The sequence below is a fragment of the Paraburkholderia sp. CNPSo 3274 genome (assembly GCF_024206475.1).
Lineage (GTDB): Bacteria > Pseudomonadota > Gammaproteobacteria > Burkholderiales > Burkholderiaceae > Paraburkholderia.
Genome location: NZ_JAMBPR010000006.1, coordinates 168,001 through 181,210, shown reverse-complemented (window position 1 = coordinate 181,210; position 13,210 = coordinate 168,001). Strand labels below are relative to the sequence as shown.

Annotated in this window: 12 protein-coding genes; 6 read left to right on the top strand and 6 right to left on the bottom strand. The window is 64.7% G+C overall.

The features are described from left to right. Positions 1 to 27: 27 nt before the first annotated feature. From lspA to M3I54_RS06135, 3 genes are all read right to left on the bottom strand, one after another. Positions 28 to 543 (bottom strand): signal peptidase II, encoded by a 516-nt coding sequence (gene lspA, locus M3I54_RS06145; protein WP_254333887.1) that lies wholly within the window; start codon positions 541 to 543, stop codon positions 28 to 30. Continuing rightward, complete coding sequence (ileS, locus tag M3I54_RS06140; protein ID WP_254333886.1) at positions 543 to 3,392, bottom strand: isoleucine--tRNA ligase; 2,850 nt, start codon at positions 3,390 to 3,392, stop codon at positions 543 to 545. The genes lspA and ileS overlap by 1 nt, the downstream gene beginning before the upstream one ends. Before the next feature lie 141 nt (positions 3,393 to 3,533). After that, positions 3,534 to 4,526 (bottom strand): bifunctional riboflavin kinase/FAD synthetase, encoded by a 993-nt coding sequence (locus M3I54_RS06135; RefSeq protein ID WP_254333885.1) that lies wholly within the window; start codon positions 4,524 to 4,526, stop codon positions 3,534 to 3,536. Between the two features lie 189 nt (positions 4,527 to 4,715). Between M3I54_RS06135 and purN the strand changes: the two genes are divergently transcribed. From purN to nadC, 6 genes are all read left to right on the top strand, one after another. Next, on the top strand, positions 4,716 to 5,375 hold the full coding sequence (gene purN / locus M3I54_RS06130; protein WP_254333884.1) for a phosphoribosylglycinamide formyltransferase: 660 nt from the start codon (positions 4,716 to 4,718) through the stop codon (positions 5,373 to 5,375). Then, positions 5,372 to 6,763: an RsmB/NOP family class I SAM-dependent RNA methyltransferase gene (locus M3I54_RS06125; RefSeq protein ID WP_254333883.1), complete on the top strand. Its 1,392-nt coding sequence runs from the start codon at positions 5,372 to 5,374 to the stop codon at positions 6,761 to 6,763. Before purN ends, M3I54_RS06125 begins: the two co-directional genes overlap by 4 nt. 106 nt (positions 6,764 to 6,869) lie before the next feature. Further along, entirely contained in the window at positions 6,870 to 7,025 is a 156-nt protein-coding gene (locus M3I54_RS06120) for a hypothetical protein (protein WP_254333882.1), read from the top strand. 296 nt (positions 7,026 to 7,321) lie between these two features. Then, entirely contained in the window at positions 7,322 to 8,518 is a 1,197-nt protein-coding gene (locus tag M3I54_RS06115) for an acyl-CoA desaturase (RefSeq protein WP_254333881.1), read from the top strand. 175 nt (positions 8,519 to 8,693) lie between these two features. Next, positions 8,694 to 9,824, top strand: coding sequence for a quinolinate synthase NadA (gene nadA / locus M3I54_RS06110; RefSeq protein WP_254333926.1), 1,131 nt, complete (start codon positions 8,694 to 8,696; stop codon positions 9,822 to 9,824). After that, positions 9,825 to 10,724, top strand: coding sequence for a carboxylating nicotinate-nucleotide diphosphorylase (nadC, locus tag M3I54_RS06105; RefSeq protein WP_254333878.1), 900 nt, complete (start codon positions 9,825 to 9,827; stop codon positions 10,722 to 10,724). It begins immediately after the preceding gene. Between the two features lie 91 nt (positions 10,725 to 10,815). Here the strand turns inward: nadC and nadB are convergent, their stop codons facing one another. The 3 genes from nadB to rpmB all read right to left on the bottom strand — a co-directional run bounded on the left by nadB (position 10,816) and on the right by rpmB (position 13,101). Beyond that, positions 10,816 to 12,417, bottom strand: a complete 1,602-nt coding sequence (gene nadB / locus M3I54_RS06100; RefSeq protein WP_254333876.1) for an L-aspartate oxidase — start codon at positions 12,415 to 12,417, stop codon at positions 10,816 to 10,818. A gap of 272 nt (positions 12,418 to 12,689) precedes the next feature. Beyond that, positions 12,690 to 12,857, bottom strand: coding sequence for a 50S ribosomal protein L33 (gene rpmG / locus M3I54_RS06095; RefSeq protein WP_027817504.1), 168 nt, complete (start codon positions 12,855 to 12,857; stop codon positions 12,690 to 12,692). 10 nt (positions 12,858 to 12,867) lie between these two features. Beyond that, positions 12,868 to 13,101 carry a 50S ribosomal protein L28 gene (gene rpmB / locus M3I54_RS06090; protein ID WP_027794135.1) on the bottom strand — a complete coding sequence of 78 codons (234 nt, stop codon included), beginning with the start codon at positions 13,099 to 13,101 and terminating at the stop codon, positions 12,868 to 12,870. Positions 13,102 to 13,210 lie beyond the last annotated feature (109 nt).

The following is a 13,210-nucleotide window of genomic DNA, read 5'->3' as shown; positions in this document are numbered from 1 at the left end:
AGCTCCTCTTTGGGCGATACCCGAGCTTTAGCGCGCGCCGCGCACGCGCCGCAATTCGTCGAACACCAGCAGCGCCGCGCCGATGCAGATCGCGCTATCGGCGAGGTTGAACGCCGGCCAGTGCCAACCGCCTGCGTGGAAATCGAGAAAGTCGATCACGTGGCCGTACAGCAGGCGGTCGATCACATTGCCGAGCGCGCCGCCCATGATGAGCGCGAGCGCCGTGCAGAAGAGCTTCTGCGTGGCGTGGCGCTTGAGCAGATAGCAGATCACGAGCGCCGCCACCACGCCGAGCGCCGTGAACGCCCAGCGCTGCCAGCCACCCGCGGCGGACAGGAAGCTGAATGCCGCGCCCTTGTTGTAGACCAGCACGAGGTTGAAGAACGGCGTGATCACGCGGCCTTCGCCGTAGCTGAACACCTTGTTGATGGCGATTTTCGTGAGCTGGTCGGCAAGGATCACGATGACCGCGACCCCCAGCCACGGCGCGAGCGTGCCGCCCGCGCCATTCGACCTGGACTGCTTCGGCAGGGTTTTTGCCATTATGCCGCGCTCCGCATTTCACCGTCGCCGAACAGATTCACGACGCAGCGGCCGCACAGGCCCGGATGCTCCGCGTTCGCACCCACGTCCTCGCGGTAATGCCAGCAGCGCTCGCACTTGAGGTACTTCGAGGTGACCACTTCGACGCCTTCTTCCGCTTCGCTTTCCACCTTCACGACTTCCGCCGCCGAGGTGATGAGCACGAACTTGAGGTCGTCGCCCAGGCTTTCGAGCGCGTCGTAGCGCGCGCCGCTCGCGAGAATACGCACTTCGGCCTGCAGCGACGAGCCGATCTGGTTCGCTACACGTGCCTCCTCGAGCGCCTTCGTCACGTTGCCGCGCACTTCGCGCAGCAGCGTCCACTTGGCGATCAGCTCCGGCGCGCCTTCGACGTCCGGGAAGGCGTGGAAGGTCTCGGTGAAGATGGTTTCGTTTTGCGGCTGGAACACCTTCCACGCTTCTTCGGCCGTGAACGAGAGGAACGGCGCGAGGATGCGCAACAGGCTATGCGTGATGTGATGCAGCGCCGTTTGCGCGCCGCGGCGGGCCTTCGAGTCCGCTGCGCTCGTGTAGAGGCGGTCCTTCAGCACGTCGAGGTAGAACCCGCCCAGGTCTTCCGAGCAGAACGTCTGGAGCTTGGCCACGACCGGGTGGAACTCGTAGCGGTCGTAGTGGGCGAGCACATCGTTTTGCAGCGTATGCGTGAGCGCGACGGCATAGCGGTCGATCTCGAGCCATTCGCTCGCGGGCAGCGCGTGCTTCGCGATGTCGAAGTCCGAGAGGTTCGAGAGCAGGAAGCGCAGCGTGTTGCGGATACGGCGATAGCCTTCCGTCACGCGCTTGAGGATCTCTTCCGAGATGGCCAGCTCGCCCGAGTAGTCGGTCGAGGCGATCCACAGGCGGATGATTTCCGCGCCCAGACGGTTCGCCACTTCATGCGGATCGACACCGTTGCCGAGCGACTTCGACATCTTGCGGCCTTCGCCGTCCACGGTGAACCCGTGCGTGAGCAGCGCGTTGTAGGGCGGGCGGCCGTCTAGCATCGAAGCCGTGAGCAGCGACGAGTGGAACCAGCCGCGGTGCTGGTCCGAGCCTTCCAGGTACAGGTCGGCCGGGAACTGCAGTTCGTCCTTGTGCGAGCCGCGCAGCACGTGCCAGTGCGTCGTGCCCGAGTCGAACCACACGTCGAGCGTGTCGCGGTTCTTCTCGTACATATTGGCGTCGTCGCCGAGCAGCTCGCGCGGGTCGAGCGTCTGCCACGCTTCGATGCCTTCTTTCTCCACGCGCTGCGCGACCTGTTCGAGCAGCTCCAGCGTGCGCGGATGCAGCTCGCCGGTTTCCTTGTGCACGAAGAACGCCATCGGCACGCCCCATTGGCGCTGGCGCGAGAGCGTCCAGTCCGGGCGGTTGGCGATCATCGAATACAGGCGCTGCTTGCCCCACGAGGGGTAGAACGCCGTCGCCTCGATGCCTTCGAGCGCCGTTTCGCGCAAGGTCTTGCCGCCGTCGTTCGGCGTGACATCCATGCCCGCGAACCACTGCGAAGTGGCGCGGTAGATGATCGGCGTCTTGTGGCGCCAGCAGTGCATGTAGCTGTGCAGGTACTTCTCGCTGCGCAGGAGCGTGCCGGCGGCGTCGAGTGCGTCGACGATCTTCGGGTTCGCCGCCCAGATCGAGAGGCCGCCGAACAGCGGCAGCGACTCGATGTAGCGGCCATCGCCCATCACCGGGCTGATGATGTCGGAATCCGCCATGCCGTGCGACTTGCACGACACGAAGTCTTCCACGCCGTAAGCGGGCGCCGAGTGCACGATGCCCGTGCCGGTGTCCGTCGTGACGTAGTCGCCGAGATAGATCGGCGAGGTGCGCTTGTAGCCCGGGTGCGCCGAGGCGAGCGGGTGATTGAAACGCAGCAGCGAGAGCTTCTCGCCCTTCGTCGTGGCGACGATCTTGCCGTCGAGGCCGAAGTCCTTCATGCACGCTTCCACGCGTTCGACGGCGAGGATCAGCAGGCCGCGTTGCGTGTCCACGAGCGCATAGTCGATCTCGGGATGGACGTTGAGCGCCTGGTTCGACGGAATCGTCCAGGGCGTGGTGGTCCAGATCACGATGCCGCCTTCCTCGCGCGGCAGCGCGGGCAGGCCGAACGCAGCCGCCGTTTCGGCGGGTTGCGCGAACGTGAACAGCACGTCGATGGTCGGGTCGGTCTTGTCCTTGTACTCGACTTCGGCCTCAGCGAGCGCCGAGCCGCAGTCGAAGCACCAGTTCACGGGCTTGAGGCCGCGGAACACATAACCCTTCTCGATGATCTTCGCGAGTGCGCGGATTTCGCCGGCCTCGTTCACGAAGTTCATCGTCTTGTACGGGTTGTTCCAGTCGCCGAGCACGCCCAGTCGCTTGAAGCCTTTCTTTTGCGTCTCGATCTGGCCGGCCGCGTACTCGCGCGCCTTCTTCATCACTTCCTGGGCGGGCAGCGACTTGCCGAACTGCTTTTCGATCTGGATTTCGATCGGCATGCCGTGGCAGTCCCAGCCCGGCACGTAGACCGCGTCGAAGCCCGCGAGATTGCGCGCCTTGACGATCATGTCCTTGAGGATCTTGTTCACCGCGTGGCCGAGGTGGATGTCGCCGTTCGCATACGGCGGGCCGTCGTGCAGGATGAACTTCTTGCGGCCCTTCGAAGCCGCGCGGATCTTCTCGTAGACCTGGTTCTCTTCCCATTCCTTGACCCATTGCGGCTCGCGCCTGGGCAGGTCGCCGCGCATCGGGAACGGGGTGTCAAGCAGGTTGACGGGGTACTTCGATTCGGACTTCTGCGGCTTGCCGGAGGATGCTTTCTTGTCGCTCATGGTGAGATCACGTGGAATTCGGGGGATGCATGGCGTCAGCGTTGCGGCCGATGCCGCGCAACCGTTGCCTCGGGCGCTGCATGCCGTGCTTTGTGCACGCGGCGCCTGGGGGCGGGGCAGCCCGCGTACGCGGGCCGCGGGTCAAATTCGGTCGGTGGCCGAGGTGGCGAAGCCGGTGGATGCGCCGCCGGCCACGTCTGCGCCCGCGGCGGCGAACCACGCGCGGGTGTTCGCCACGTCGCGAGCGATCGCGGCGGTGAGCGTTTCGAGGTCGGGAAACTTCTCCTCGTCACGCAGCTTCTTGAGAAACTCGACGCGCACGAGCTTGCCGTAGGCGTCGCCGTGCCAGTCGAGCAGATGCACTTCGAGCAGCACGCGGCCCGAGTCGTCCACGGTCGGGCGCAGGCCGAGGCTCGCGACGCCTGGCAGCGGATGGTCGGCAATGCCATGCACCATCACGACGAAAATCCCCTTGAGCGCCGGCCGCTTGTGGCCGATCCGCAGGTTCATCGTGGGGAAGCCGAGGTCGCGGCCAAGCTTCAGGCCGTGCGTGACGTGCGCGCTGATGTGATAGCCGCGGCCAAGCGAGGCGCGCGCGGAGTCGAGGTCGCTCGCGTGCAGTTGCGCGCGCACGGCGGAGCTGGAAATGCGCACGCCCGAAGGGTCGGCGACGGTCGCCATCTGCTCGACTTCGAAGCCATGCTGCGCTCCCGCGGCCTGCAGCGAAGCGAAGTCGCCCGCGCGCTTCGCGCCATAGCGGAAGTCGTCGCCGATCATCATCCAGCGCGCGTGCAGCCCGCCCACGATGATGCGCTCGACGAACGCCTCGGGCGACTGGCTTGCGAACGTGTGGTTGAAATGCTCGACCACGACGCGGTCCACGCCGTTTTCGCGCAGCGCTTCGAGCTTGTCGCGCAGCATGGCGATGCGTGGCGGGGCGCTGGCGGGGTTGAAGAACTCGCGCGGATGCGGCTCGAAGGTCATCACGCAGACGGGCAGGCCGCGCGCGTCGGCTGCTGCGCGCACGCGCGCGAGCAATGCCTGATGCCCGCGGTGGACACCGTCGAAATTGCCGATGGTCAGCGCGCAGGGCGCGCGGCTTTCGGCATTGGGAAGACCGCGGAAGACTCTCACGATAGCGGAACCTGGTGGAACCTCGAAAAGCGCGCTGGCGCAGCACGCGTGCTAATGATCGACTGCTGACCGACTGACTTGGCCACTCGCGGCCCAAGGACCGCGACGAAACAGAAGATTATAAACGCACGAGGCGACGATCGCCGCCGCACGAGCGTCGGGCAGGCCCCCCGATGATAAAATCCGCGGATGAAAAATCTCGTCATCCTGATTTCGGGGCGGGGCAGCAACATGGAAGCCATCGTGCGCGCTTGCGCTCACGAAGCTTGGGGCGCGCGTATCGCCGCCGTGATTGCCAACCGTCCTGACGCCGCGGGCCTTGCGTTCGCGGCTTCGAATGGCATTGCCACGGCGGTGGTCGACCACCGCCAGTTTCCCGATCGCGCCAGCTTCGACGCGGCACTCGCTCAAGTCATCGACGGCCATGCGCCGGACCTCGTCGTGCTGGCGGGCTTCATGCGCGTGCTGACCGAATCGTTCGTCGACCATTATTCGGGTCGGATGGTTAATATCCATCCCTCGCTGCTACCGATGTTTCCGGGCCTCAAAACGCACCAGCAGGCGCTCGACGCCGGCTGCCGCGTGCACGGTGCGACGGTGCATTTCGTCACGCCTACGCTGGATCATGGCCCGATCGTCGCGCAGTCGGTGGTTCCGGTGCGCGCTGGCGACGACGCCGCGGCGCTCGCCGCGCGCGTGCTCAAGACCGAACATATGATGTATCCGCGCGCGGTGCGCTGGTTCGTCGAAGGGCGCCTCGCGCTCGACGGCGAACGCGTGACGCTTACGCCGGCCGAGCCACAGTGGCTCTTCTTTGACGACTCGCAAGCCGCCGGGGAGGGCGCATGAGACTGCATGGATTTCTGATTGGACAGACCGAAACGTTGCTCGCCGACGTCCTCAAATTCACGGGCCCGGCGGACGCGATGACGAGCCGCTTCTTCCGCGAGCATCCGAAGCTCGGCCACGCTGAGCGCGGCGTGATCGCCGAAGCCGTGTTCGCCGTGCTGCGCCGGCGCATGGAGTTCGCGCACCTGGCCGAAAGCGGCACGGGCAGCCCGACGCGCCGCCTCACGTTGCTCGGCCTCATGGCGACTGCAGGCCGCTCGGCGATCCGTCCGTTCGTATCGGACGCCGAGGCCACCTGGCTCGAGCACGTCTCGAAGATCGACCCGGCCAGCCTGCCGCTGCGCGTGCAGCTGAATCTGCCGGAGTGGATCATGAAGGCGCTGGAAACGCGGTTTGAGCCCGCCGAACTCGCGCAACTGGCCGCCGCGCTGAACTACCCGGCGCCGCTCGATCTGCGCGCCAATCCCATCAAGGCGAATCGCGAAGAGCTGATTCGCGCGCTGTCCGAGTCGGGCATCGAAGGTGGCGAAACGCCGTTCGCGCCGTTCGGCGTGCGCTTGACGGGCAAGCCCGCGCTCGCGAAACTCGACGCGTTCAAGAACGGCTGGTTCGAGGTGCAGGACGAGGGCAGCCAGCTGCTGTGCACGTTGCTGGCGCCGCGCCGCGGCGAGATGGTCGTGGACTTCTGCGCGGGCGCGGGCGGCAAGACGCTGGCGCTTGGCGCGATGATGCGTTCGACGGGCCGTCTCTATGCCTTCGACGTGTCCGACCGGCGTCTCGCCAAGCTCAAGCCGCGCCTTGCGCGCAGCGGCCTGTCGAACGTCAATCCCGTGCTGATCGACAGCGAGCACGACGCCAAGATCAAGCGACTGATCGGCAAGATCGATCGCGTGCTCGTGGATGCGCCGTGCTCGGGCCTCGGCACGCTGCGCCGCAACCCCGACCTCAAGTGGCGCCAGTCGCCGGAGTCAGTGGCCGAACTCGCGCCCAAGCAGCTTTCGATTCTTACGAGCGCGGCGCGGCTGCTCAAGCGCGGCGGCCGTCTCGTCTATGCGACCTGCAGCATTCTCGAAGCCGAGAACGAAGCGGTCGTGAAGCAGTTCCTCGAGGCGCATCCCGAGTTCGTGCTGGTGAGCGCGCGCGACGTGCTGGCCGAGCAGCGTGTGGGCCTCGACACGGGCGATTACCTCTCGCTGTGGCCGCACCGCCACGCCACCGACGGCTTCTTTGCGGCTGTGCTGGAGCGTCGGGGCGAAGCCAAGCCGAAGACCCAGGCGGCCGGCGCGCAGACCACGCCCGAAGAAGCCGCAGCGGTGCAAGAGACATCCGACGTGATCGCGAAGGCGCAGGAAAGCGAAGCCGCCGAGCCGGACTCCGCGCTGGAGTAAGGCGCGCGGCGGGTACGACGTTTGCGGGACCGTCCGGCCGGGATTAGCCGGGCGGCCCGCGATTGCTTGTGCGGCAGATGGCAGATCGTGCCGCATCACGGTCATCATGCTCGCCAACCGCTCGTTGCGTATTGGCGACACCATCAGCGCGGGCGATATTCAGGGCTGGATGATGTGCGCGCCATCGGGAGCTGATTTTCGGCGAACGCTGAATCTGATCGAATTTCCGGGCGACGCCGCGCAACTCGAACTAGGATTCTGAATAGAGAGCGCGGAACATGGGATCGCGATACCGCTGCGCAACGCGAGGTGCGGATCGCAGTGAAAGACTGGATGGGGCCAGATATCACGCAAAGGGCCAATTGGGGTGCGGCAAAGCGCCTCGAAACGCCCTTCAGACGTTGACGCCGTAACCAATAAAGAAAAAAATCTCCCTTTGTTACAAACACTTGGAACGGTTCTAGTAGAATGCCGTCCAACCGCATCTAGTCGCTTTCACTTTCTTGACACCGGCGCCTGGCTGAAAGGCCGACGCGCTTCGCTTCACAGGTAAATGCCTTGTTGAACTCCCTGCTTGATTTCCTCGCCCACGGGGTGCTCCATTTCTCGTGGTGGCAGATCGTGCTGTTCGCGGTGGTGGTCACCCACATCACGATCATCGGCGTGACGGTGTATCTGCACCGCTGCCAGGCGCACCGCGCGCTGGATCTGCATCCCATTGCGAGCCACTTCTTCCGTTTCTGGCTGTGGATGACCACGGGCATGCTCACGGGCCAGTGGGCGGCGATCCACCGTAAGCACCACGCCAAGTGCGAAACGGAAGAAGATCCGCACAGCCCGCAAACGCGCGGCATCTGGAAGGTGCTGCTCGAAGGCGCTGAGCTCTATCGCACCGAAGCGAAGAACGAAGAAACGCTGCGCCGCTTCAGCCACGGCACGCCCAACGACTGGATGGAGCGTAACGTCTACACGCGCTACCCCATTCTCGGCGTGAGCATCATGATGGTGATCGACGTCGCGCTGTTCGGCGCAGTCGGCCTCACCGTGTGGGCCGTGCAGATGGCGTGGATTCCGTTCTGGGCTGCGGGCGTCGTGAATGGCCTCGGCCACTTCTGGGGCTACCGCAACTTCAATTCGTCTGACGCGAGCACGAACCTTCTGCCGTTCGGCATCATCATCGGCGGCGAGGAGCTGCACAACAACCACCACACGTTCGCGACTTCCGCGAAGCTCTCGAACAAGTGGTACGAGTTCGACATCGGCTGGATGTACATCCGCATGATGCAGGCGGTTGGCCTTGCCAAGGTGAAGAAGGTCGCCCCCACGCCGCGCCTTACCAAGGGCAAGCTGGTGCCAGACCACGAAACGCTGCAGGCCGTGCTGTCCAATCGCTACGAAGTGATGGCGCGTTACGCCAAGGCCGTGAAGCTGGCGTACCGTCAGGAACTCGCACACCTCAAGGAAGTGGGCGAGCGCGAGAAGTACAAGGTCATGCGCGGTGCGCGCAAATGGGTCGACAAGGAAGAAGCCAGCCTGAACGAGCCGCAGAAGCGCCAGCTTCCGCAAATTTTCGCGAACAGCCAGAAGCTGCGCACGTACATCGAACTGCGCAACGAACTCGCCGCGATCTGGGAACGTTCGAGCGCTTCGCGCGAACAACTGCTCACGCAGCTCCAGGATTGGTGCCATCGCGCTGAACAAAGCGGTATCAAGGCGCTGCAGGAATTCGCTTCGCGCCTGCGCCGTTACGCTTGATTGGCCTGATCGTCCCGCGCGGATTTTGGCCCCTCAGTGGGGCGTAAGAAAATCCTTTAGAATGACGAGACGTCACAAAACCCCGCGCTGGCGGGGTTTTTCTTTTTGGGCCGCAAAAAAGCCGGAGTCCCCACAATGGCTTCAATGGCGCGGCGATCGGTAGGGGCAGGAGATGATGAGTCAGGCGATCAGGAAGGTCGAATATGACCGGCCGCAGGGTGCCGTCTGCAGCGTTGGACAGGCGTGGGCGCGTGTGCCCGATGCTCCGTCCACGGCAGAGCGCGTTGCATTGAAGGAGCGGATTCGCGCGTTGCTCAAGCGCGAGAAGGCGGTGCTTGTCGCGCACTATTATGTGGATCCTGAATTGCAGGAGCTTGCCGACGAAACCGGCGGCTGCGTGGCCGATTCGCTCGAGATGGCGCGCTTTGGCCGCGACCACGAGGCACAGACGCTCGTCGTGGCGGGCGTGCGCTTCATGGGTGAGACCGCGAAGATTCTGAGTCCGAACAAGCGCATTCTCATGCCCGACCTCGACGCGACCTGCTCGCTCGATCTCGGTTGTCCCATCGACGAATTCTCGGCGTTTTGCGACGAGCACCCGGACCGCACCGTGGTCGTCTATGCGAACACGAGCGCTGCCGTGAAGGCGCGCGCGGACTGGATGGTCACGTCGTCCATCGGTCTCGAGATCGTCGCCGACCTGCACGCCAGGGGCGAAAAGATTCTGTGGGCGCCGGACCGGCACCTGGGCGGCTACATTCAGAAGAAGACCGGCGCGGACATGCTGCTGTGGCAAGGCTCCTGCCTCGTGCACGACGAATTCAAGGGCATCGAGCTCGATCTGCTGCGCGCCGAATATCCGGACGCCAAGATTCTCGTCCACCCCGAATCGCCCGAGGGCGTGGTCGCGCTCGCGGACGTGGTCGGCTCGACCACACAGCTGATCGATGCCGCCGTGAAGCTCGACGCGCAACGCTTCATCGTCGCAACCGATCTCGGCATCCTGCACAAGATGCGCCTCGCGGCGCCGGGCAAGACCTTCATCGAAGCCCCGACGGCCGGCAACAGCGCGACCTGCAAGAGCTGCGCGCACTGCCCGTGGATGGCCATGAACGGTCTGGCAAATCTCGTCGACGTGCTGGAGCGCGGTCACAACGAGATTCACGTCGACGCTGCGATCGGCGAGCGCGCGCGTCTGCCAATCGATCGCATGCTGGCGTTCGCGGCGGACCACAAGCGCCGCGTGCAGGCGAGCGGCGACCTCGCGCGCGATACCGCGCTGTTCTCGCAAGTGGGGGCGGCGTAAATGGGTGCACTCGAATTGCTCGCAGTCGATGCCGTTGCGCCCGTGCTGGGTGAGGTGCGCTCGCAGTACGGCGCCGCGTTCGACGCCGCGATCGCACGCAACGTGGCCGATGCGCTCGAAGAAGACGTGGGCCCTGGCGACCAGACCGGCCGTCTCGTGCCCGCCGATGAAATGCGCGACGCGCGCATCATCGTGCGCGAAGAAGCGGTGCTGTGCGGCGTGCTCTGGTTCGACGGCGTGGTGAAGCAGGTCGATCCGCGCATCGAAGTGCGTTGGCACTATCGCGAAGGCGACCGCATGGCCGCCGACACGACCGTCTGCTCGCTGCGCGGTCCGGCGCGCTCGCTGCTCACGGCCGAGCGCAACGCGATGAACTTCCTGCAGCTGCTTTCGGGCGTGGCGAGCGTGACGCGCCGCTACGTCGACATGATCGCGCACACCAGCACGCGCATTCTGGACACGCGCAAGACGCTGCCCGGCCTGCGCCTCGCGCAGAAGTACGCCGTGCGCGTGGGTGGTGGCGCAAACCAGCGTCTCGCACTTTACGACGGCATCCTGATCAAGGAAAACCACATTGCTGCGGCAGGTGGTGTGGGTGCGGCGATGGACGCCGCGCTCGCGCTCGACGCGGGCGTGCCGATCCAGATCGAAGTCGAGACGCTCGAGCAGCTCGAAACGGCGCTCGCGCACGGCGCGAAGTCGGTGCTGCTCGACAACTTCTCCCTGGACATGATGCGCGACGCGGTGAAGCTCACGGCGGGGCGTGCGGTGCTCGAAGTCTCGGGCAGCGTGAACTTCGACACGGTGCGCGCGATCGCGGAAACGGGCGTGGACCGCGTATCGATTGGCGCGCTGACGAAGGACGTGCGCGCGACGGACTTTTCGATGCGCATTGTCTGAAGCGGCAAGTTCGCCCAGCTGAACCAAAACGAAAAAGGCCGTCTCGTGATGAGGCGGCCTTTGCTTTTGCGGTGCTGTTAGTTTGTCAGGCTCATGAAATCGTGCGATTGCGTACGCGCTCCGGCGCGAGCACGGTCGGCAGCGCCTTGGGTAGCGAGTTTGGCCAGTCGCGGCTGTAATGCAGGCCACGGCTCTCGCGGCGCGAGCGCGCACTTTCCACGATCAGCGAAGCGACTTCGACAAGGTTGCGCAGTTCCAGCAGGTCGCGCGTGACGCGGAAATTCGCGTAGTACTCGAGAATTTCATCTCGCAGCAGGGAGATGCGATGTTGAGCGCGCTCGAGCCGCTTGTCGGTGCGCACGATGCCGACGTAATTCCACATCAGCCGGCGCAGCTCGTCCCAGTTGTGGGCAACGACGACTTCCTCGTCGGAATCGGAGACGCGGCTTTCGTCCCAGTCGGGCAGCGGTGCATGCGCGCCCGCGCTGAAGCCTTCCGCCTCGATCGCCTCGGCCGCCGAGCGGCCGATCACGAGGCACTCGAGCAGCGAATTGCTCGCCAGGCGGTTCGCGCCGTGCAGGCCCGTGTACGAAGTCTCGCCCACGGCGTAGAGGCCCGCGAGATCGGTGCGCCCGGCCAGGTCGGTGACGACGCCGCCGCAGGTGTAGTGCGCGGCGGGCACGACCGGGATCGGCTCCTTCGTGATGTCGATGCCGAATTCGCGGCAGCGCGCGAGGATGGTCGGGAAATGCTCTTCGAGAAACGCCGGCGGCTGATGGCTGATGTCGAGATGCACGCAGTCGATGCCGTGCCTCTTGATCTCGAAGTCGATCGCGCGGGCGACGATGTCGCGCGGTGCCAGCTCGGCGCGCGCGTCGTGCGCGGGCATGAAGCGGGTGCCGTCGGGCAGGCGCAGCACGCCGCCTTCGCCGCGCACGGCTTCCGAAATCAGGAACGACTTGGCGTGCGGGTGGAAGAGGCAGGTGGGGTGGAACTGGATGAATTCCATGTTCGCCACACGGCAGCCCGCGCGCCACGCCATGGCGATGCCGTCGCCGGTGGCCGTGTCGGGGTTCGTCGTGTACAGGTAGACCTTGCCCGCGCCGCCCGTGGCGAGCACCGTGTGCGGCGCCTGGATCGTCACCGTGCGGTCGTTCTTCAGGTCGAGCGCATAGAGGCCGTGGCAACGACGGCCCGGCAGGCCGAGCCGGTCGGACGTGATGACGTCGATCGCCTGATGGTCTTCGAGGATCGTGATGTTCGGGTGTGAGCGCGCACGCTCGAGCAGCGTTTGCACGACCGCGTGGCCGGTGGCGTCGGCGGCGTGGATGATGCGGCGATGGCTGTGGCCCCCTTCGCGCGTGAGGTGAAAGCCGAGTTCGGCGGCGGCGTCCTTCGTGAACGGCACGTCCTGGGCGATCAGCCATTCGATGGCCTCGCGGCCATGCTCGACGATATAGCGCGTTGCCGCCTCGTCGCACAGGCCGCCGCCGGCGACGAGCGTATCCTCCACGTGGTTCTCCACGCTGTCGGCCGAATCGAGCACGGCGGCAATACCGCCTTGCGCCCGGTCGCTCGCGCCTTCGGTCATCGCGCGCTTGGCGATGATCACGACGCGACGCGAATCGGCGAGATTCAGCGCGACGCTCAGTCCTGCGAGGCCGCTGCCGACGATCGCTACATCGTAATTCATGATCCTGCTTCTCCGTCGCTCTTGTTCTACGCTTTCTGGCCGCCGCGTTTGCCGCGGTCCTGGCGCCGTCAGTGGCATATGACACGCGTGTGGCAGCCGATATAAAGCGGGAAGCATACTCCGAGAGAGGAGCGAACGGATAGCGGCAGTTTGGGCGCTGCCGTTAAAACACTGTTGCATGGCGCGAACCGGGGCGGGACGGGCGTGCAAAAAGAAAAACCCCGCTAAATAGCGGGGTTTTTCTGTCTTCGTCAGGCTCGAAACCCGATCAATTACTTGATCTTGGTTTCCTTGTACTCGACGTGCTTGCGAACAACCGGGTCGAACTTCTTGATCGACATTTTTTCCGGCATGTTGCGCTTGTTCTTCGTGGTCGTGTAGAAGTGACCCGTACCTGCGGTCGACTCGAGCTTGATCTTGTCGCGGATGCCCTTGGCCATGATTTACTCCTTACAGTTCGCCGCGTGCGCGCAGGTCTGCGAGCACGGAATCGATGCCGTTCTTGTCGATCAGGCGCAGGCCTGCGTTCGAGATGCGCAGACGCACCCAACGGTTTTCGCTTTCAACCCAGAAACGGCGGTTTTGCAGATTCGGGAGGAAACGGCGCTTGGTTTTGTTGTTAGCGTGGGAAACGTTGTTGCCGCTCATCGGCGCTTTCCCAGTGACTTGGCATACACGTGCCATGAGACACTCCTACGGAAATTCTGAGTTCGAGAGCCGCTTAAGTTTCCCAGGCGAGAAATGGCCAGAATAGGAGCGCGCTCACGTATGGATGAGAGACAACCTCGAACCC